The organism is Ferrovibrio sp. MS7 (assembly GCF_038404985.1).
Taxonomy (GTDB): Bacteria; Pseudomonadota; Alphaproteobacteria; order Ferrovibrionales; family Ferrovibrionaceae; genus Ferrovibrio; species Ferrovibrio plantarum.
The window spans coordinates 1,805,930-1,826,638 of sequence record NZ_JBBKBA010000001.1; the positions used below are offsets into that span (position 1 = coordinate 1,805,930).

20 protein-coding genes and 1 other RNA gene are annotated in these 20,709 nt (G+C 63.0%); 18 read left to right on the plus strand and 3 right to left on the minus strand.

The features are described from left to right. Positions 1 to 1,311, minus strand: coding sequence for a flavin-containing monooxygenase (locus V6B08_RS08630; RefSeq protein WP_341979695.1), 1,311 nt, complete (start codon positions 1,309 to 1,311; stop codon positions 1 to 3). Then, a complete protein-coding gene (locus V6B08_RS08635; RefSeq protein WP_341979697.1) occupies positions 1,308 to 2,297 on the minus strand; it encodes an NAD-dependent epimerase/dehydratase family protein in 990 nt (329 codons plus the stop codon). Before V6B08_RS08635 ends, V6B08_RS08630 begins: the two co-directional genes overlap by 4 nt. Positions 2,298 to 2,405: 108 nt before the next feature. Between V6B08_RS08635 and ssrS the strand changes: the two genes are divergently transcribed. The 18 genes from ssrS (at position 2,406) to V6B08_RS08725 (ending at position 18,095) form a co-directional block, all read left to right on the plus strand. Continuing rightward, positions 2,406 to 2,566: non-coding RNA, 6S RNA (gene ssrS, locus V6B08_RS08640), on the plus strand. Between the two features lie 24 nt (positions 2,567 to 2,590). Next, positions 2,591 to 3,226, plus strand: coding sequence for a 5-formyltetrahydrofolate cyclo-ligase (locus tag V6B08_RS08645; RefSeq protein WP_341979699.1), 636 nt, complete (start codon positions 2,591 to 2,593; stop codon positions 3,224 to 3,226). A 4-nt stretch (positions 3,227 to 3,230) separates the two neighbouring features. Next, positions 3,231 to 4,046, plus strand: coding sequence for a TIGR00282 family metallophosphoesterase (locus V6B08_RS08650; RefSeq protein ID WP_341979701.1), 816 nt, complete (start codon positions 3,231 to 3,233; stop codon positions 4,044 to 4,046). Next, positions 4,021 to 4,614, plus strand: a complete 594-nt coding sequence (locus V6B08_RS08655; protein WP_341979703.1) for a uracil-DNA glycosylase family protein — start codon at positions 4,021 to 4,023, stop codon at positions 4,612 to 4,614. The genes V6B08_RS08650 and V6B08_RS08655 overlap by 26 nt, the downstream gene beginning before the upstream one ends. A 160-nt stretch (positions 4,615 to 4,774) precedes the next feature. Then, positions 4,775 to 5,524, plus strand: coding sequence for a YebC/PmpR family DNA-binding transcriptional regulator (locus V6B08_RS08660; RefSeq protein WP_341979704.1), 750 nt, complete (start codon positions 4,775 to 4,777; stop codon positions 5,522 to 5,524). 8 nt (positions 5,525 to 5,532) lie between these two features. Then, complete coding sequence (gene ruvC / locus V6B08_RS08665; RefSeq protein ID WP_341979706.1) at positions 5,533 to 6,072, plus strand: crossover junction endodeoxyribonuclease RuvC; 540 nt, start codon at positions 5,533 to 5,535, stop codon at positions 6,070 to 6,072. Next, positions 6,069 to 6,695 carry a Holliday junction branch migration protein RuvA gene (ruvA, locus tag V6B08_RS08670; protein WP_341979707.1) on the plus strand — a complete coding sequence of 209 codons (627 nt, stop codon included), beginning with the start codon at positions 6,069 to 6,071 and terminating at the stop codon, positions 6,693 to 6,695. Before ruvC ends, ruvA begins: the two co-directional genes overlap by 4 nt. Then, the gene (gene ruvB / locus V6B08_RS08675) at positions 6,692 to 7,744 is read left to right on the plus strand and encodes a Holliday junction branch migration DNA helicase RuvB (RefSeq protein ID WP_341979709.1); all 1,053 of its coding nucleotides are present in this window, start codon (positions 6,692 to 6,694) and stop codon (positions 7,742 to 7,744) included. Before ruvA ends, ruvB begins: the two co-directional genes overlap by 4 nt. Then, positions 7,737 to 8,213 carry a YbgC/FadM family acyl-CoA thioesterase gene (locus V6B08_RS08680; protein WP_341979711.1) on the plus strand — a complete coding sequence of 159 codons (477 nt, stop codon included), beginning with the start codon at positions 7,737 to 7,739 and terminating at the stop codon, positions 8,211 to 8,213. The genes ruvB and V6B08_RS08680 overlap by 8 nt, the downstream gene beginning before the upstream one ends. A 6-nt stretch (positions 8,214 to 8,219) precedes the next feature. Further along, positions 8,220 to 8,954, plus strand: coding sequence for a protein TolQ (gene tolQ / locus V6B08_RS08685; RefSeq protein ID WP_341979713.1), 735 nt, complete (start codon positions 8,220 to 8,222; stop codon positions 8,952 to 8,954). Beyond that, positions 8,954 to 9,418, plus strand: coding sequence for a protein TolR (gene tolR / locus V6B08_RS08690; RefSeq protein ID WP_341979715.1), 465 nt, complete (start codon positions 8,954 to 8,956; stop codon positions 9,416 to 9,418). Before tolQ ends, tolR begins: the two co-directional genes overlap by 1 nt. A 30-nt stretch (positions 9,419 to 9,448) precedes the next feature. Further along, entirely contained in the window at positions 9,449 to 10,363 is a 915-nt protein-coding gene (gene tolA / locus V6B08_RS08695) for a cell envelope integrity protein TolA (RefSeq protein WP_341979717.1), read from the plus strand. Continuing rightward, a complete protein-coding gene (gene tolB, locus V6B08_RS08700) occupies positions 10,351 to 11,709 on the plus strand; it encodes a Tol-Pal system beta propeller repeat protein TolB (RefSeq protein ID WP_341979719.1) in 1,359 nt (452 codons plus the stop codon). The genes tolA and tolB overlap by 13 nt, the downstream gene beginning before the upstream one ends. Before the next feature lie 341 nt (positions 11,710 to 12,050). Then, on the plus strand, positions 12,051 to 12,578 hold the full coding sequence (gene pal / locus V6B08_RS08705) for a peptidoglycan-associated lipoprotein Pal (RefSeq protein ID WP_341979721.1): 528 nt from the start codon (positions 12,051 to 12,053) through the stop codon (positions 12,576 to 12,578). A 246-nt stretch (positions 12,579 to 12,824) separates the two neighbouring features. Continuing rightward, entirely contained in the window at positions 12,825 to 13,904 is a 1,080-nt protein-coding gene (gene ybgF, locus V6B08_RS08710; RefSeq protein ID WP_341979723.1) for a tol-pal system protein YbgF, read from the plus strand. After that, the gene (gene tilS, locus V6B08_RS08715) at positions 13,879 to 15,165 is read left to right on the plus strand and encodes a tRNA lysidine(34) synthetase TilS (protein WP_341979725.1); all 1,287 of its coding nucleotides are present in this window, start codon (positions 13,879 to 13,881) and stop codon (positions 15,163 to 15,165) included. The genes ybgF and tilS overlap by 26 nt, the downstream gene beginning before the upstream one ends. A gap of 182 nt (positions 15,166 to 15,347) precedes the next feature. Further along, the gene (ftsH, locus tag V6B08_RS08720) at positions 15,348 to 17,282 is read left to right on the plus strand and encodes an ATP-dependent zinc metalloprotease FtsH (protein WP_341979727.1); all 1,935 of its coding nucleotides are present in this window, start codon (positions 15,348 to 15,350) and stop codon (positions 17,280 to 17,282) included. 177 nt (positions 17,283 to 17,459) lie between these two features. Further along, positions 17,460 to 18,095 (plus strand): glutathione S-transferase family protein, encoded by a 636-nt coding sequence (locus V6B08_RS08725; RefSeq protein ID WP_341979729.1) that lies wholly within the window; start codon positions 17,460 to 17,462, stop codon positions 18,093 to 18,095. A gap of 50 nt (positions 18,096 to 18,145) precedes the next feature. On the opposite strand, the gene V6B08_RS08730 is transcribed toward V6B08_RS08725, so the two are convergent. Next, complete coding sequence (locus V6B08_RS08730; protein WP_341979731.1) at positions 18,146 to 20,701, minus strand: TIR domain-containing protein; 2,556 nt, start codon at positions 20,699 to 20,701, stop codon at positions 18,146 to 18,148. Between the last annotated feature and the right edge of the window lie 8 nt (positions 20,702 to 20,709).

Consider the following 20,709-nt stretch of genomic DNA (forward strand, 5'->3'; position numbering starts at 1 on the left):
TCAGGCTAAGCCGGCGCGGCCACTCGCCATGTCGGCGCGCAGGGCGCCGGCATAGTCGCGGAAATCCACTTCCAGGGTATAGCGCGCGCTGTTCACATAGCGGCGCTTGACGCCGGCATGATGCGCCGCGATTTCGGCCTCCATCGTCCCACGGTCGGGCAATGCGATGCGGCCCGCCAACACGCCGGCAAGCCAGCGCGCCTGGATTTCCACCAGCGGAATAGTGGCGCCAATCGGCTGCACCAGCCCGACGAAATAGAGTCCGGGATGCGCGGGGCTTAGCATGCGGCGGTAGAGTTTTACTGGCTCGCCATCGCGCACGCTGAAGATATCGGATTTCAGAAACGGGAAGCTGGTGCGGTAGCCGGTGGCATGGATGATGGCGTCAACGCGGCTTTCCGCGCCATCGGCGAACAGCACCTTGTCGCCCCGCAATTCGCTGACATTCGGCCGCATGGTGATCCAGCCATGGCCGATATAGGGCAGCAATTCCTGGCTGATGGTGGCGTGTTCGCGCCACATCGGATGCGGCGGCTTCTTCACGCCATAGCGTTCCTGATCGCCGACGGTGAGGTACATCAGCTTCGACACGATGGCGCGCGCGACCACGGTCGGCAGTTTCAGCTTGCGGATCAGGAAGGCCGACCAGCGGTCGGTGGGAATGCCGAGGATGTATTTCGGCATGATCCAGGCGCCGCGCCGTGTGGAAAGCTGCACGCTGGCGGCGCGGCGGCAGAGGTCCACCGCGATATCAACGGCGGAATTGCCCAGGCCCACCACCAGCACATGCTTGCCCTCGAAGGGCGCGGCGGTCTTGTAGTGGTGCGAATGGATCTGCTCGCCATCGAAGTTACCGGGGAAACTGGGCCAGCGCGCATCCCAGAGATGGCCGTTGGCCACCAGCACGGCGCGGTAGAGCCTGCTTTCGCCATTCTGCAGCGTGACGCGCCAGTTGCCGGCTTCCGGCGAAACATCAGTTACCGTGACCTGGAACCGGATATGCTCCAGCACGCCGAAACGCTCGGCATAGGCTTGCAGATACTGCATCACCTGCCAGTGGCTGGGAAAATCCGGCCAGTCGTCGGGCGTCGGGAAATCCGGGTATTGCAGGTTCTTGCGGCTGGTATCGATATGCAGGCTGCGATAGGCCGAGGACAGCCCGTTGTCATTTTCGTAGCGCCAGTTGCCGCCTATCCTCGAGCCGATCTCGAAACACTCGAAAGCAATGCCGGCCTGTTTCAGGGCCTTCGCCGCCGCCACGCCGCTCGAGCCGGCGCCGATGATACAGACGGGCAGTGTCGTATCGCTCATGCGCTGGCCAGATAATCCTGGATGATCGCGTCCATGTCGGCATCGGGCAGGATGCCGAGGCGGCGGGCGCGGGCGGAATCGAAGCGTTTCGGCCAGCCGGCGACAATGCGGATCAGTTTTTCGTCCGGCGCCCAGCCGATGGGGCCGAGGCGGCGGTCGCCGGCAACGCGGCGCAAGCTCTCGATCATCATGGCGATTGTAACGCTCAAGGCCGGCAGGTTGATGGCACGGCTGATCCCGAAAGCCTCGCGCGGCAATTCATGCACGCCAATCAGGCCGCGCGCCACGGCACCGACAGAGGCGACAGTGAGCCAGCTTTCCGGCGGCAGCGGGCAGGCAACGGGCTCGCCGCGCAAAGGTTCACGCAAAACGGCGGCAACGCGGTCGGAAACGGAGTCGACCGCTGCACCGGGGCGGATCAGCACGATGGGCAGGCGCAGCGCGCGACCGTCCAGCACACCGTGGCGGCTATGATCATCCAGCAGCAACTCGGTGATCAGCTTATGCGTGCCGTAGGAGGTCTGCGGCCGCTGCACGCAATCATCCTCAACGGTTTCCGGCAGCGCGCCGCCGAAGGTGGCAATCGAACTGGCGAAGATGAATTTTGGCGGCGCCGCCTGCTGGCGGCAGAGCTGCAGTAGCTCCAGCAGGCCACCGACATTGACACGCAGGCCGGCTTCGATGTCGCGCTCGGCATCGGTGGTCAGCGTTGCCGCCAGATGGAACAGGCTGTCGAAGGGCTGGGCGAAGGCGCGGGCGCGGAAATCGGCATCGGCGAGATCGCCGGCGGCGGTGCGGATGCCGATGCGGGCGGCTTCCGGCGGCAGATTCCAGTCCGGCAGGTCGATGGTGGCGCGGTCGAGCAGCAGCAGGTCGGTAATGGCGCGCTCATGGCCCATGGCATCGCGCAGCCGGCCCCGGCTTACCAGTTCACGCACCAGGCGCCGGCCGATGAAACCGGCCGCTCCCGTCACCACTACGCGCATTGCCTGATCCCGAGTATGGGTTCGATCCCGATATTGGCCCGTTTTCCGCCTTCTGCTTTAGCAAGGTTGCGGGGCGGGGCCAAGCGCCCTACATTCCCCGCCGGACGGTGTTTCCTGCCCGGTGCGTTAGGTTTTCACAACCCTGGGGCCAATGCTGATCTCTAGGGAGCTGTCCCTGGCCGGGACCGAGGTTTCGGACATACGGCGCCCACCTGGTACGCCAGGCCTACAGAGGTTGGATTCATGCCGACGGCCACGGTGGGCACCGTCCACTCTTCGCCCTAAAGAAGCCGATGCCCCAGTCAGATAGCCTCGATGATATCCAGGCCGCCAAGGCGGCGCTCCGGCCGAAACTGCGCCAGCGCCGCCAGGAAGCGGCCAAGGCCAATGGCGCGGCGATTGCCGGCGTGGCGGCGGAGCGGTTCATCGCCGGCATTCCGCTGACGCAAGGCATGGCCGTGGCTGGTTACTGGCCGCTGCCGAGCGAGATCGACCCGCGGCCCCTGCTGGCGCGGTTGCGCGCCGAGTTTGGCGCGCGCATCCTGTTGCCGACGGTGCAGCCCGATAGCCTGGGTTTGACTTTCCGGCCCTGGAATGGCGACGACGCAATACTTGAGCCGGGGCGTTACGGCATCCCGGCACCGCCGGAGGCCGCTGGCGCGGCACGACCCGATCTGGTGATCGTGCCGCTGGTCGGCTTCGACCGTCAGGGCCGGCGGCTCGGTATGGGCGCGGGTTATTACGATGCCACGTTGAGCGCGTTGCGCCGCGATGCGGCGAACCGGCCGCTTTGCGTCGGCTATGCCTTCGCCGTGCAGCAGGTGCCAAAGGTGCCATGCTGGGCCCAGGATGAGAGACTGGATTGGGTAGTGACCGAGCGCGGCGCTATCAGATGTGAAGATAAGGTTGAAGAACGGGAAGGCAGGTAGGCGGGTGAAGCTGCTGTATTGTGGAGATATTGTCGGGCGCTCCGGGCGCGATGCGGTGATCGCGCGCATTCCCGTACTGCGCCGCGAACTCGGCCTCGATTTCGTGGTGGTGAATGGCGAGAACGCCGCCGCCGGTTTCGGCATTACCAGCCGTATCTGCGCCGAACTCTACGAAGCCGGCGTCGATGCCATCGTGCTCGGCAACCATTCCTGGGACCAGCGCGAGACGCTGTCCTATATTCAGTCTGACGCGAAGCTGATCCGGCCGCTGAACTACCCGAAGGGTACGCCGGGCCGTGGCTCGGCGATGTTCACCACGCCGCAGGGCAAGCGCGTGCTGGTGGCGCAGGTGATGGGCCGCGTGTTCATGGACCCGCTGGATGATCCCTTCGCCACCATCGACACCGAGCTGGCGAAATACCGCCTCGGCGCCAGTGCCGACCTGATCCTGGTCGATATCCATGCCGAGGCGACCTCGGAAAAGATGGCGATGGGACATTTCCTCGATGGCCGCGTCTCCATAGTCTGCGGCACCCACAGCCATATCCCGACAGCGGATGCGCAGATCCTGCCGGGCGGCACCGCCTATCAGACCGATGCCGGCATGTGCGGCGACTACAATTCGGTGATCGGCATGGAAAAGACCGAGCCCTTGAGCCGCTTCCTGCGCAAGATTCCCTCGGGCCGCTTCGAGCCGGCCAATGGTGAAGCGACGCTCTGCGCCGTCTATCTCGAAACCGATGACCGCACCGGGCTTGCCACCCGCATCCAACCGGTCCGCCTCGGTGGCCGTCTTGCCCAAAGCCCGGTCGTCCTTTGAGGCCCTGCTTGCCGAGATCGCGGCCTGCCGGGTCTGCGCCGCTGAGCTGCCGCTCGGGCCGCGCCCGGTGGTGCGCCTCGGGCCCAGCGCCCGGCTGCTGATCATCGGCCAGGCACCTGGCACCCGGGTGCATGAAACCGGCATTCCCTGGAATGACCGCTCCGGTGATCAGCTCCGCGCCTGGCTCGGCCTCGACCGGGATACCTTCTACGACACCAGCCGTATCGCCATCATGCCGATGGGCTTCTGCTATCCGGGAGTGCTGCCGCAGGGCGGCGATGCACCGCCCCGGCCGGAATGCGCCCCGCTCTGGCATGACCGGCTGCGCCGCCATCTGCCTGCGATCAAGCTCACCCTGCTGGTCGGCTCCTATGCCCAGGCGCGCTATCTCGGCACACGGCAGATGACCGAAACTGTGCGCGACTTTGCCACCCACCTGGCTCGGGGTTTCTTCCCGTTGCCGCATCCTTCCTGGCGGAATACCGCCTGGCAGAAACGCCAGCCCTGGTTCGGTGCCGAGGTGTTGCCGGCTTTGCGTCGGCAACTGGCCTGTCTCTGGGCCGATTGAGTCTCTGGGCCGATTGAGCGGCCAGCGGCGGCTTGCTTTTCGCCGCATCTGGCTTTATCCGACGGCCCAACCGGGCTGCCTGCAAACCGGAAAATATGGTAAACATGCCCGATTCGCAGCAGCCGCAGCTTCACCCCCGTTTTTGCCGCGCAGGTAGATCATGGCCGGTCATTCCCAGTTTAAGAACATCATGCACCGCAAGGGTGCGCAGGATGCCAAGAAGGCGAAGGTCTTCACCAAGCTGATCCGCGAGTTGACCACCGCGGCGAAGATGGGCCAGCCGGACCCGGCGACCAATCCACGCCTGCGTGCCGCGATCCAGGCTGCCCGCGCCGCCAACATGCCCAAGGACACGGTGGACCGTGCCATCAAGCGCGGTGCCGGCGGCGATGGTCAGGATAATTACGAAGAGGTGCGCTACGAGGGTTATGGCCCGGGCGGCGTGGCGGTGATCGTCGAGGCGCTGACCGACAACCGCAACCGCACCGCCGGCGAAGTGCGCGCCGCCTTCTCGAAGAATGGCGGCCAGCTTGGCGAAACCAATTCGGTGTCGTTCATGTTCGACCGCGTCGGCCTGATCGTGTTCCCGGCCAGCATCGCCAATGCCGACAAGATGATGGAGGCCGCCATCGAGGCCGGCGCCGAGGATTGCCAGTCGAACGACGAGGAACATGAAGTCACCTGTGGCCAGGATGATTTCGCCGCCGTGCGCGAGGCGCTGGAAAAGGCGGTCGGCGAGCCGAAATCGGCCCGCATCGTGTGGCGCCCGAAGAATCTCACCCCGGTATCCGGCGACAAGGTGGAAACCTTGATCAAGATGCTCGACACGCTGGAAGATTCCGACGACGTGCAGCAGGTCTACGCCAATTTCGAGATTTCGGAGGCCGAGCTGAGCAAGCTCGCCTCCTGAGGCCGGCAATGGCGGGGCTGCAGCGCATCATCGGCCTCGACCCCGGCCTGCGGGCCACCGGCTGGGGCGTGATCGAGGCCGAAGGCAACCGCCTGCGCCACATCGCCCATGGCACCATCCGCATCAACCCGGATGAGGAGCTGGCCTACCGCCTGCGTTTCCTGCATGACGCGCTGGTGCAGGTGCTGGCCGAATGGCAGCCGCAATCGGCGGCGGTGGAAGAAACCTTCGTGAACCAGAATCCGGCTTCCACGCTGAAACTCGGCCAGGCGCGCGGCATCGTGCTGCTGGCGCCGGCCCAGGCCGGCCTGCCGGTGGCTGAATATGCGCCTAACCTGATCAAGAAAGCGGTGGTCGGCGTCGGCCATGCCGAGAAGGAACAGGTGCATGCCATGGTCAAGCGCCTGCTGCCCGGTGTGGCGGTCAAGGGTGCCGATGCCGCCGATGCGCTGGCTGTCGCCATCGCCCATGCCCATCTCGCCGCCACCCAGGGCCGCATTCGTGCCGCCGAGACGGCGGCTTATCTGGCAACGCAGGCCGCGCGATGATCGCCAAGCTGAAGGGCCTGCTCGATAGTGTTGGCGAGGGCGCGCTGGTGATCGATGTCGGCGGCGTCGGCTACCAGGTGTTCTGCTCGGCGCGCACTTTGCGCGGGTTGCCCAAGGTTGGCGAAGCCGTGCAGCTTCACATCGAAACCCATGTGCGCGAAGACCATATCCACCTGTTCGGTTTCCTCTCTCAGGCCGAACGCGCCTGGTTCACCCTGCTGCAGACCGTGCAGGGCGTCGGTGCCAAGGTGGCGCTCGGTATTCTCGGTTCGCTCAGCCCTGATGAACTGACCCGCGCCCTGGCCTCGGGCGACAAGGCGATGCTGACGCGCTGCGATGGCGTTGGCCCAAAGCTGGCGGCGCGGCTGGTGACGGAACTGAAGGACAAGATGGGCGGCCTCGAGCTTGGCGCCGCTGCCGCCGGCCTGCCGGAAGCGGCTGCCGACGCTCCGGCGGCGGGCGAAGGCCAGGGAGCCGTCTCCGATGCGCTCTCGGCCCTGGTCAATCTCGGCTATAAGCGCGCCGACGCCTTCGGCGCCGTGATGCAGGCGGCGCGCAGCCTCGGCGACAAGGCCGATGTGTCGTCGCTGATCCGCCTTGGCCTCAAGGAACTGGCGAAATGAGCGACGCTAATCGTCTGATTTCGTCCAAGGCCGCCGAAGGCGACGATCTCGACCGCCATCTGCGGCCGCAGGTCTTGAGCGATTTCGTCGGCCAGGCGCGGGCGCGGGAGAATCTGTCCATCTTCATCGCCGCCGCCCGCGAACGCGGCGAGGCGCTGGACCATGTGCTGCTGCATGGGCCCCCAGGCCTCGGCAAGACCACGATGGCGCAGATCGTGGCGCGCGAACTCGGTGTGAATTTCAAGGCCACCTCCGGCCCGGTGATCGCCAAGGCCGGCGACTTGGCCGCCTTGCTGACCAATCTCGAAGCCCGCGATGTGCTGTTCATCGACGAAATCCACCGCCTCAACCCGGCGGTGGAGGAAATCCTCTATCCCGCCATGGAGGATTTCCAGCTCGACCTGATCATCGGCGAAGGGCCCTCGGCGCGCAGCGTGCGCATCGACCTGCCGCCGTTCACCCTGGTCGGCGCCACCACGCGGTCGGGCCTGCTGACCACGCCGTTGCGCGAGCGGTTCGGCATTCCGCTACGGCTGAATTTCTACGAAGTCGCCGAGCTGGAATTCATTGTCAGCCGGGGCGCGCGGATCCTGAATCTTAATCTCGATGCCTCCGGCGCCCATGAGATCGCCAAGCGCTCGCGCGGCACGCCGCGCGTCGCCGGCCGATTGCTGCGCCGGGTGCGCGACTTCGCCGTGGTTTCCAAGGCGCCGGTGGTCGGCGCCAAGGAGGCGGATGCGGCACTGACCCGGCTGGAAGTCGATGGCCGCGGCCTCGATGCCATGGACCGGCGCTACATTTCGGTGATCGCGCGCGATTTCGGCGGCGGCCCGGTGGGTGTCGAGACCATCGCGGCGGCCTTGTCCGAGCCGCGCGACGCGCTGGAAGACATTATCGAGCCCTACCTGATCCAGCAGGGCTTCCTGCAGCGCACCCCGCGCGGCCGGCTGCTGACCCCGCAGGCCTTCGCCCATCTCGGGCTGGCGGCGCCGAAGCGGCCGGATGCGGCGCAGCTCGGTCTGCTGGATGGCGAGGATATGGATGCCTGACGTTGCGGAAAGACCCCAGGAACGCCCCCTGGGCCACCTCTATCCGTTGCGTGTGCAATGGGAGGACACGGACGCCGCCGGCATCGTCTATTATGCCAATTATCTCCGATTCGCGGAGCGGGGGCGGTCAGACGTGCTGCTGAGCCAGGGGGTGAGCCAGGACAGGTTGCTGCAGGAGCAGAAGATCGCTTTTGCCGTGCGGGCCTGCGCCATCGAATACCTCAAACCCGCCCGGCTGCATGACGAACTGCTGGTGGCGACCCGCCTGAAAGCGGCCCGGGGCGCCACCCTGGTGCTGGATCAGGCGGTGTGGCGCGGGAGGGATAAGCTGGCGGTGGCCGAGGTGACCCTGGCCTGCATGGGGCTGGAAGGCCGTCCACGGCGGATTCCGGCGGCGATTACGGCGCTGTTCGCCACACTTTCAACAAATTCTTCGCAATCCTCTGGTACCCAGACTGAAAAGGAATGAGGCGTTATGGATAGAACTGTGAGTGCGGCGGCCCTTGGTGGCGCCGGTCCTGCTGCCGACCTGTCGATGTGGGCGCTGTTCTGGCAGGCCGACTGGGTCGTCAAGTCGGTGATGCTGATGCTGGTGATTGCGTCTTTCTGGTCCTGGGCGATCATTTTCGACAAGCTGATCAAGATCCGCCGCACTTTGCGCGAGACCGATCAGTTCGAGCATGATTTCTGGTCCGGCGGTTCGCTCGATACGCTTTACGACCGCCTGTCGCAGATGGGCCCGCAGCACCCGATGGCGGTGCTGTTCGTTGCCGCCATGCGCGAATGGCGCCGCTCAACCGAGCGCGGTCTGGTGCGCGGCAAGCAGGGCCTGGGCTCGCTGCAGGTGCGCATCGGCCAGGTCATGCGCGTCTCCATCGACCGCGAGATGGAGCGCCTGGAACGCTATCTCGGCTTCCTCGCCTCGGTCGGTTCGGTGGCGCCCTTCGTCGGCCTGTTCGGCACCGTGTGGGGCATCATGAATTCCTTCCACTCCATCGCCGCCAGCAAGAATACCTCGCTGGCTGTGGTGGCGCCCGGCATCGCGGAGGCTTTGTTCGCCACCGCGCTCGGCCTGCTCGCCGCGATTCCGGCGGTGATGGCTTACAACAAATTCTCCAACGATCTTGGCCGGCTGAATATCCGGCTGGAGGGTTTCGCCGGGGAATTCCAGGCGCTGATGAGCCGTCAGCTTGACGAGGAGGCGGCCTGATGGGCGCCCAGCTCGCCGGCGGCGATACCCGCGGCCACCGCATGCGGCGGCGGCCGATGTCGGACATCAATGTGACGCCGCTGGTCGACGTCATGCTGGTGCTGCTGATCGTGTTCATGGTGACGGCGCCGTTGCTCACCGTCGGCGTGCAGGTCGACCTGCCGAAAACCCAGGCCTCTGCGATACCGGGGCAGGATGAGCCGCTCACCATCACCATCGATTCCAAGGGTGGCGTGTTCCTGCAGGAGACCGGCGTGGAACTGGATGCCCTGGTGCCGCGTTTAACCGCTATCGCCAATGGCGCGCTGGATCGCCGCATCTTCGTGCGCGGCGACCAGGCGGTGAATTACGGCAAGGTGCTGGAAGTGATGGGTGTGGTGAATGCCGCTGGCTTCACCAAGGTCGCCCTGATCGGCAATCCGCCGCAGGGCGGCAGTGGCAGCAGCAACACCCGGCGCCGCTAGGGCCGGGCGAAGCGTAGAGGATAGAAGGCAGTGCAGCGTCGCTCTTATGTGTATTCCGCAGCTTTCCACGCGAGTCTGGTCGCGGTGGGAATCTTCGGCCTGCCGTATTTCGAGCGCGAGCGCATTCCTGAGCCGCCGGTGATCCTGGCCGAGCTGGCGCCGATTGCCGAAAAGAGCAACGTGCCGAAGCCACAGCCGCTGCCGGTGGAAGCCAAGCAGGAACCGAAGCAGGAGCCGGAGCCGCCGAAGCCCGAGGCCAAGCCGGAGCCGCCCAAGCCGGTAACCGCCGCGCCACCACCACCTCCGCCGCCCCCTCCGCCACAGCCGCCCAAGCCGGTGGAAGTCGCCAAGCCGACCCCGCCGCCGCCAGAGCCGCTGCCGAAGCCGGAAGTGAAGGCCGAGCCGCCGAAGCCGGTGGCCAAGCCGGAACCGCCGAAGCCGCCGGCGCCGCCGCAGCAGACCCAGGCCAAGGCGCCGGATTTCAGTTCGGTGGCCGCCCTGGTGAACAAGATGCAGAAGCCGGCGCCCGCGCCGGCACAGCCGGCCCCGGCCCAGCCGCAGGTGGCGCAGCGCACGCCGGCGCCGCCGGCACCGCGCGCCGTCGGCCCATCCGACCCGAGCCAGCCGCTGTCGATTTCCGAGAAGGATTTCATCGCCAGCCAGATCTATGACAAATGGGCACTGGATTGCGGCCGCCGCGATGCCCGCGAGCATGTCGTGCGCGTGCAGTTCCAGCTCAATCCCGATGGTTCGCTCAAAACCCAGCCGGAAGTGCTGGATGCAGTGAAGCTCTACACCCAGGATAATTATCGCGCCTCGGCGGAAGCCGCGCGCCGCGCCGTGTTCAAGGCGGTGCCGTTCAAGTTCCCGCCGAACACCGACATCGCCAAATTCACGCAAGAAATCATTTTGAACTTCGATCCGAGGACGCAATGCAATTCCTAAAAGGCGAAACTGCCGCCGTGTCCAGGCTGCTGGTTCTGCTCTCGCTCTTCCTGTTCGCCGCCCAGAATGCCGAAGCGCGGGTGGAGATCGATATCACCAAGGGCAATATCCGCCCGGTGCCGATCGCGATTTCCGATTTCGACGCCGATAACCCGCAGGCGACCAAGCTTGGCAGCGATGTCGCCCGCGTTATCCGCGCCAACCTGGAACGCTCCGGCCTGTTCGCCCCGGCCGATCCCAGGGCGCATATCCAGCAGCCCGCCGCGATGCGGGTGCAGCCGCGCTTCCAGGATTGGCGCGTGATCAACATGGATGCGCTGGTGACGGGCCGCATTGAGCTGCAGGCCGATGGCAGGCTGCGCGGCGAATTCCGCTTGTGGGATGTCGCCGCCGAGCAGCAGATGACCGGCCTGGCGCTGTTCACCACGCCGGATAACTGGCGCCGCCTGGCGCATCTGATCTCGGATGCGATCTACAAGAAGGTGACCGGCGAGGACGGCTATTTCGATACCCGCGTCGTCTATGTCGCCGAGAGCGGTCCGCCGGACAAGCGCGTCAAGCGCCTCGCCATCATGGACCAGGACAGCGAGAATCACCGCTTCCTCACCGATGGCCGCTTCTTGGTGCTGACCCCGCGCTTCAGCCCGAGCCAGCAGGAAATCACCTATCTCTCGTATTTCAACGACCGCCCGCGTGTGTATCTGTTCAACATCGATACCGGGCAGCAGGAACTGGTTGGCGACTTCCCCGGCATGACCTTCGCGCCGCGTTTCTCGCCCGATGGCAACCGCGTGATCATGTCGCTGGCGGTGGATGGCAATTCCGATATCTACATGATGGATCTGCGCACCCGTGCGCGCAGCCGGCTGACCTCCGATCCGGCCATCGACACCTCGCCGAGCTTCTCGCCCGATGGCCGCCAGGTGACCTTCAACTCGGATCGCGGCGGCACCAAGCAGCTTTACGTGATGGAATCCGATGGCTCCAACCAGCGCCGTATCAGCTTCGGCCAGGGCCGCTATTCCACCCCGGTCTGGTCGCCGCGCGGCGACCTGATCGCCTTCACCAAGGAAGGCGGCGGCACCTTTGCGATTGGCGTGATGCGCCCGGATGGTTCCGGCGAGCGCATCCTCACCACCTCGCCGATGGTGCAGGAAGCCCCGACCTGGGCGCCGAACGGCCGTGTACTGATGTTTTACCGGGAACGCCCCTCCGATTCGCGGGGCCGGGGCCAGCGCGTGAAGCTGTACTCAATCGACCTCACCGGTTTCAACGAACGCGAGATTCCGACCCCGATCGATGCCTCCGATCCGGCCTGGTCGCCGCTCTCGGCCCTCATCCGATAGGTTGAAATCGGGTGGAACTGTTGCAGAAATGCCGCAGTAATGCGGCATCCGTTACGTGGAGTGTGGATTAGCCCCCGCCAACCTTGATTCGTGTATAGGCGGTGGATATGATTAAAAGTGACGCAGTGGCTTGAACCGTCGGTTCCGGCATCGTTTTCCTCTGGCGCAGGTTAAGTCGCAAGACCTAAACCGCTGGCGGAGCGGATCGCAGACGGAACGGGTTGAGGCTTAAGGCGGCGGGTTATGGTCGGTTGTCCTCCAAAGGAGGCACGGCAATGGCCTGCAAGTTGGAATAACAGGTACCTGATCACCAAACCAAACCCTTGGAGGGGTAAAACATTATGCGCCTCAACACCTTCGGCACCAAGTTCCTGGCCGTTGCCGCCGTGGGCCTGTTCCTGGCCGCTTGCGAAAAGGCTCCGGAACCGGCTGCCAGCACCAGCGGCAGCGGCACCTCCGCCGCTCCGGCCACCGCCACCGCTCCGGCCGCTACCGCCACCACCATCGCCCCGGGCTCCGTGCAGGACTTCCAGGTCAATGTCGGCGACCGCGTGTTCTTCGACTATGACAAGTTCGACGTGAAGCCGGCCGGCAAGGCCACCCTGGACAAGCAGGCCGCCTGGCTGAAGCGCTATGGCCAGTGGAAGGTCGTGATCGAGGGTCATGCCGACGAACGCGGCACCCGCGAGTACAACCTTGCTCTCGGCGAGCGTCGCGCCAACTCGGTCAAGGCCTACCTGGTCAACCAGGGCATCCCGGCCAACCGCGTGACCACGATCTCCTACGGCAAGGAGCGCCCGGTCGCTCTCGGCTCGAACGAAGCCGCCTGGGCGCAGAACCGCCGCGGCGTGACCGTTCTGTCGAACTAAGCTGATCCAGCCTTGGCCGGCTCCGTGCCGGCCAGAGCGTGGCTCAAGAGATTGCACCCGCCTAGCCCCTGACCTGTTCAGGCGGCAGGCGGGTGTTTTCGTTTGCAGGGGTCGGAAATCCACGCCCAGGCCGGTTCCATGGCTGGCGAGACGCCTTGGTTTCGCCGTAAAAATCGCGCACCCTATTCGCTGATTCGCGCCCTCTGGCGCGCCCCGCATACCGCCAGCCCATACAGGGGTGAGCCCATGTTTCGCATCCTGCCTTCGCTTGTTTTCTCCAGCCTCCTCAGTGTGGGCCTGGTGAGCGCCGCCTTTTTGGCGCCGGCTGCCCATGCCCAGAGTGATCAGGCGCTCTACGACCGCATCAACCGGCTGGAGACCGATCTGCGCACGCTGCAGCGCCAGGTCTATCGCGGCGGCCCCATACCCCAGACTGGGCCCCAGGGTGCCGCGCCGGCGCCAAGCGGTTCGCTGACCGAATCCGGTGAAGGCGAAACCAGCGCCGCCAACCGGCTGAACTCCCGCATCGACCAGCTCGAGGGCCAGATCCGCGACCTGATCGGCCGCTTCGAGGAAGTGGAATACAAGAACATCCAGACCCAGCGCCGCCTCGACAAGCTGGTGGAGGATATCGACTTCCGCCTCAATGCGCTGGAGCGCACGCAACCGGCACCGGGCAGTGCGCCGGCTGCTGCGTCGGCGCCGGCTTCCGGCGGTGGGGCCCAGGCCCAGGCCCCGGCCCAGGCTGTGGCCGGCGCGCCCGGCCAGTCGTCGTCGAACCCGAATCAGGCGCCGAGCCGCGAAGGCGTGCTCGGCAGCATGCCGGTGGATGCGCAAGGGCGGCCGCTGCCGGGCAATGCCCAGTCCGGCGCTCCGGCCCGCACCGCCGCGGCACCGGCGGCCCCCGCTGCCTCGGCCCGCGCCCGGCTGCCGGCCGGCAGCCCTAAGGAACGCTACGACTACGCCTACAAGCTGCTGGTGCAGAGCGACTATGCCGATGCCGAAGCCGCTTTCCGCGAATTCATCGCCGCCCATGGCCAGGATCCGCTGGCCGGCAATGCGCAATACTGGCTCGGCGAGACCTACTATGTGCGCGGCCAGTATGAGCAATCGGCCTCGGCCTTCCTGCAGGGCTACCAGGGCTATCCGAAGAATGCCAAGGCGCCCGACAGCCTGCTCAAGCTCGGCATGTCGCTCACCGCGCTGAAGAAGACGGCGGAGGCCTGCGCCGCCTATGGCCAGCTCGCCAAGGAATTCCCCAACGCGCCGCCGCATGTGAAGGACGCCATGGGCCGCGAACGTGCCAAGGCCGGCTGCCGCGCCTAATACATCATCGCGACCGCTGGCGGCGGCTGAATTCGGCCGCCTGCTGGCGCCGCTGGTGGCTGATGCCGGATCGCTGGCTGTTGCCTGTTCCGGCGGCGCCGATTCCCTCTGCCTGACACTGCTGAGCCATGACTGGGCGGCCCGGCGCGGTATCGCGCTCACCGCGCTGATCGTCGATCACGGCCTGCGGCCGGAGTCGCGCAGCGAAGCGCGCCAGGTGGCGGCCTGGCTGCGCGATGCCGGCATTGCCGCCGAAATCCTCCCCTGGACCGGCACAAAACCCACCGCCAACCGCCAGGCGGCGGCGCGCGACGCCCGCTATGCCCTGCTCGAAGCCTGGTGCCGGCGCCATGGTGTCGCGCATCTGCTGCTGGCGCAGCATCGCGACGACCAGGCCGAGACTTTGCTGCTGCGCGCCGCGCGCGGTTCCGGCGTCGATGGCCTCAGCGCCATGGCGCCTTCGCTGGAGGTGAACGGCATCCGGCGGCTGCGGCCATTGCTGGGCATCCCGAAAGCGCGGCTGCTCGCCACCCTGCGGGCGCGCGGCCAAAGCTGGATCGAGGACCCGAGCAACCGGCATCCGGCCTATGCCCGCACCGCCATGCGTGCCGCGCTTGCCGGCCTTGGTGATGACGCAGCGGCGCATCTGGCGCAGACGGCCGCCAACATGGCGCGGGCGCGGGCGGCACTGGAGCAGATCACGGCGGAGCGGCTGGCCCAGGCCGTGGCCTATGACGATGGCGCCGGCATCGCCTGGGTGGATGCAGCAATGCTCTGCCATGGCCCCGACGAGATCGCGCTGCGGGCGTTAAGTACTGTGCTGAAACGCATCGGCGGCGAGGCGTTGCCGCCGCGCCTCGAACGCCTGGAACGCCTGCTGGCGAAACTGCGCGGTGGCGATTTCAGTCACACTTTGCACCGCTGCCGGCTGCTGCCTTGGGATAATCGCCTCTTGATCCTGCGCGAGGCCCGCCATCTGGCACCGCCGCTGGCGCTGAAAGTTGGGCAGGAACAGGTCTGGGATGGGCGCTGGCGCGTGCTGGCTTTGCACAAGCTGCCGCGTGGCTTGCGGCTTGGCGCGTTCGGTGAGGGCGCATTGGAGCGAAACGGCGCTTTTCCGGGCCTCATGGAACGCCGCCTGCCGGCCCCGGCGCTGCCTGTGCTGCCGGCGCTGTTGCTAGGGCGGCGGGTGATCGGCCTGCCCAGCCTGGGGCTGGGCGCCAATCCGGGTGTCATGCTGGCCTGGGGTCATGCCGGCTAAGCTGTAACCATTGCTCATAATTTCGTGAGCCGAAGCACAAAATAAGGTGCTTGTTTCAGCTCCATGGGCTCTTATGTAATGAGGACGAGGCAGTGGTGCCGCCGGCTTCCGGCCGCTACACTATTGCCCGACCGGGCGGACAGATGCCGTCTGGTGCTTCGTCGAGAAAGGGTAAGGCCTCCGTGAATATGTTTGGTCGCAATCTTGCGCTCTGGGTGATCATCGCTCTGCTGGTGGTCGCGCTGTTCAATCTGTTCCAAGGCCCCACCATGCGCGAGGGCGGCAGCCAGGTTGCCTATTCCGATTTCCTCAACGATGTGCAGAACGGCCAGGTCACTGATGTCGCCATCCAGGGCCACACCATCAAAGGCCATTACCGCGACGGCCGCGGCTTCTCCACCTATGCCCCCAGCGATCCCGGCCTGGTCGGTCGCCTGACCGAGCGCGGCGTGCGCGTGCAGGCGCTGCCGCCGGAAGAAAATTCCACCCTGGTGCAGATCCTGATTTCCTGGTTCCCGATGCTGCTGCTGATCGGCGTCTGGATTTTCTTCATGCGCCAGATGCAGTCCGGTGGCGGCAAGGCGATGGGCTTTGGCAAGTCCAAGGCCCGCCTGCTCACCGAGCGCCATGGCCGCGTCACCTTCGAGGACGTCGCCGGCATCGAGGAAGCCAAGACCGAACTGGAAGAGATCGTTGAATTCCTGCGCGACCCGCAGAAATTCCAGCGCCTCGGCGGCAAGATCCCGAAGGGCTGCCTGCTCGTCGGCCCGCCCGGCACCGGCAAGACCCTGCTCGCCCGTGCCATCGCCGGCGAAGCCAATGTGCCGTTCTTCACTATCTCGGGCTCCGACTTCGTGGAAATGTTCGTCGGCGTCGGCGCCAGCCGCGTCCGCGACATGTTCGAGCAGGCGAAGAAGAATGCGCCCTGCATCATCTTCATCGACGAAATCGACGCCGTTGGCCGCCATCGTGGCGCGGGCCTCGGCGGCGGCAACGACGAACGCGAGCAGACGCTGAACCAGTTGCTGGTCGAGATGGATGGCTTCGAGGCCAATGAGGGCGTGATCCTGATCGCCGCCACCAACCGCCCCGATGTGCTCGATCCCGCTTTGCTGCGCCCGGGCCGCTTCGACCGTCAGATCGTGGTGCCGAACCCGGATATCCTCGGCCGCGAGAAGATCCTGCGCGTGCATATGCGCAAGGTGCCGCTGGCCCCGGATGTGGACCCCAAGATCGTGGCGCGCGGCACCCCGGGCTTCTCCGGCGCCGACCTCGCCAATCTGGTGAACGAGGCCGCCCTGCTTGCCGCACGCAAGAACAAGCGCGTCGTCACCATGGCCGATTTCGAATCCGCCAAGGACAAGGTGATGATGGGTGCCGAGCGCCGCTCGATGGTGATGGGCGACGAGGAAAAGCGCCTCACCGCCTATCACGAGGCCGGCCATGCCCTGGTCTCGCTGTTCATGCCGAAATGCGATCCGCTGCATAAGGTGACGATCATCCCGCGCGGCCGTGCGCTCGGCGTCACCATGTCGCTGCCGGAAAAGGATCGCCTCTCGGTCTCCAAGCTGGAACTGGAATCGCGCCTCGCCATGATGTTCGGCGGCCGCATCGCCGAGGAAATTGTCTTTGGCCGCGAGAATGTCACTACCGGTGCGTCGAACGACATCCAGCAGGCCACCGGCCTCGCCCGCCGCATGGTCACCGAATGGGGCATGAGCGACAAGCTCGGCCGCCTGCGCTACTCGGATAACGAGGAAGAAGTGTTCCTCGGCCATTCCGTCACCCAGCGCAAGAACGTGTCGGATGCCACCGCCAAGCTGATCGACGAAGAAGTGCGCCGCATCATCGACGAGGCCGAGGGCAGCGCCATGCGCATCCTCACCGAGCATCGCGACGACCTCGAGAAGGTGTCGCTGGCCCTGCTCGAATACGAAACCCTCTCGGGTGACGAAGTGAAGGCTTTGCTGCGCGGCGAGGAGATTGTGCGCACCGACGACAACAAGCCGGCCTCTGGCGACAGCGGCCCGCGCTCGGCGGTGCCGACCACCAATCGCGGCGGCGGCAAGAAGTCCGGCCCCTCGGGCCTCGAGCCGGAGCCGCAACCGGGCGCGTAATGCTATCTCGCGTCATCCCCGGGCTTGACCCGGGGATCTCGTGCCACAGACCAAAAGCCCGGCAGCAATGCCGGGCTTTTTCTTTGCCTAACTCCCTCCTGCCGTCACCCCGGGCTTTCGAGCCGGGGTCCCATTTTTTGTGTTACGATTTTCCATTCGATCACTCAGGGAATCGCCATGCTCACCGTGCATCATCTCGGCAAGTCGCAATCCGAACGCATCGTCTGGCTCTGCGAGGAACTGGGCATTCCCTATGACCTCAAGGTCTACCAGCGCGCGCCGCGCCTGGCGCCGCCGGATTACAAGGCGCTGCATCCGATGGGCAGCGCACCAGTCATTACCGATGGTCCGGTTACGCTTGCGGAATCAGGCGCCGTGGTGGAATACATCCTGGCGAAATACGGCGAGGGTCGCCTGGCGCTCGGCAAGGATCATCCGAATTTCGCCGACTATCTCTACTGGCTGCATTTCGCCAATGGCACGCTGCAGCCCGGCTTCATGCGGCTGATGGTGACAACATTGCTCGATGCCCCGGTTGATAACCCGACGCGGCAATGGGGCGAGAAGCGCCTCGCCCAGGCGCTCGGCCTGATGGATCAGCGCCTCGGCGCCACCCCCTGGCTCGCTGGTGCTGAATTCACAGCGGCAGACATCATGTCGGTGTTCTCCCTCACCACCATGCGCCACTTCCAGCCCTACGACCTCACGCCTTATCCGCATATCCGCGCCTACCTGCAACGCGTCTCTGCGCGACCGGGCTACAGCCGAGCGATGGCGAAGGGCGATCCGGGGATGGAATTGCTGTTGGGGTGAGGGACGCCCACTAAAATGAGCGAACGTCTCGACTAATCTAAAGTATATATCTAGTGCCTTCGCATGTCTCCCGTCTTGTGGTTCTTAGCCCATTCTTGCATTTCGGTATCAGCTTCGCGTGGAGTTGCAGAAATATGCCTCGCCAGTTGATCAAGCAAACGTACTTTCAGAGAGTTGGAAATGTGTTTGGCGTTGTTGATGTGGTTGCGTGCATCACGAAATCGCTTTCGTTCCATAAAAATGCGAACCTCGAGCTCCTCTACAGCCCCTTCTTCTCCTTCCGATGATCCTGCTTCTGCAAGTATGCGTGTTAGAGCCTTAAGATCAGCTTCCGCTGCCTCACAATCCGATGCGGCTAGATGAATCTCTGCCCTAATAAAATAAGCATCAGGCAGGTTTGGGGTTCTTTCAATTGCGCGATTGATTGATGAGAGCGCTTCTTGACGGTTTTTATTCTTCAATTTTTGCTGTGCGTCCCGAACCAAGAAGAATGACGAGCCGGGCGCATCTCCATATATCTTTAATTGGTCCATTATGTGGGAAAGCTCTTTTTGATCAACGCGCAACCCCATTCCAAGTTTCCCCAGTAGGGTGTCCGCAAAAATATCAAGAATGAATGGATTGGTTGGTGCAATCTTATACGCAGCTCGAGCGTGTACCTCTGCATCTTGATAGCGGCGCTGTCGGCAATACAAGCTTGCTAGCTCTCTGTTTACGCTTTCATTAGATGGAGTGAGTTTCCATGCCTCTTTGAATTTTCCTTCAGCAATATCGAGTTGTCCTCTGCGTCTTGCTTCGAATCCTTCCAAAAAGAATCCTACGCGCTTCGCGATTGGGCTCGCATACTGTTTGAGTTGTTCTAGGATGTGGTCAATCATTTGACGTTTCTTTAATCTTACTGCGGAAAGCCCCCACAATCTAAGGGCCTCTACCTGTGCATCTATGGGTAGGCGGTTTTTCATTCCATATGCGCGTTCGCAGAATTCCATGCACGGCCCTCTCTTGCCGGCATCATAATATTCTTTAGCGATGCGCAGGAGGTGGGAGGGCAATACTAGCGTGGATAAAAAAGCAGGTGGGTTTACTGCTCTGGCAGCTGCCAAAGTTGCGCTTTGAATAATTGTAACTGGCATATGGTCGTCATCTTCATAGCCGTCAATTAAAGCGCAGATTGCTTGTCCTATTTGTTGTTTCCAGGAATCATCCCTATGAAATCGATCGTCTCTCCTCATTCCATCTCGAATTGGAGGGGAGATGTGGAAGTAATGCTCTCGCAGCTCTACGCAGCAATGCTCTTGAAGTCTTTTTATTGCTTGCGTCACTACTATTGAATCCTCATCTAATGCCGCAATTAATGTATGTGAATCTAAGTATTGATACTCGGAAAGAATGGCCATTAAATCTTCTTCAATGGCGCTAAATTTTATTTTCCGCAAGAAATCGACGGCTCGTCTATTCTTCCAGTCGATTAAATCGCTGGGGTCAGTTAGCAAAGAATCAATTCCAAAATTGAGGATAAACTGGATAACAAATCGTATGTTATACGGGTGCCCGTCAATCAAATTGGCTATTTCACTTACTTGGGCTTCTGAAAAGCTAATTCCAAATTCCTTAAGCGTAAGACTAACAAGCTCTATTATTGTTTCAGTAGATAGGGGTTTTAAGTATTGGTGAAATGTGCGCCCAAGGTTTTGGCGACGTGAAAATGGCATCATTCTAGTCTGAATGAATCCGAGAGAAGGCTGCCCTGCTGATTTAAGTTGATCGAGTAGATCGGCGAGAAATGGTTGCAGTTCGCCGTCATCGGTTAGAGCTCCGCCATTATCTATGACAATGACAAACTCATTGTGCAGGGCCATATTTCTAATTACACGTCCGATTTCTGCCGCTTGATTGATGGCTGGCATCTTTGAGAAAGATAAGAACGCATTGTATGTTTCATCAGCGGAAGCAACTTCACTTAGGGTGAATAATTGTCGATAAAGTTCTTCTGGCCCTTCAAATTGCCCCAAGGTTACTTCAACGAAAGTGTTGTACAAACGTGGGAAAAATTTTGATAGGGATTTGGAAAGAAAAGTGCGCCTACCAATGCCATAATGGCCAACGGCATGTAGATATATTGGCGTACTCTCTGGCGGTGCTATAATAGCCTTCCTAAGATCGCTCTCGTCTGTTTCCCTGCCAAGATACAGCCCAATGCCTTGGTCTTCTTGGGCTTCTAGCTCCATTAAGGCAACTTGTATTTGTCGCGCACACATTTTTGGAGAGCTGATTTTTCGAACTATGTTTATATCTTGCAGCCACCCCGGTAGGGCTTTGTGGGATGTTTGATCAAGAGCAAATATTAATACTCGTTTAATAAGCCCTTTCCCTCTATTCTCTAGGGCAGCTCTAAGTTCTTCGTTGACATAAGAAGATGCAATGGAATTTTGAGATAGAAAAAAAACAAAAAGATTGCAACGGTTTAGCGCATTGTGAATGGCTTGAACATTTAATTTGTACTCAAATGTCCATTCATCATATTCAATTTGAGTCTTTCCAAGTTGCTCCGCAACTTGCCGAATGAATGCTTTATCTTTGCTGCTGTGGGATAGAAACGCAGTCATTGAATTTC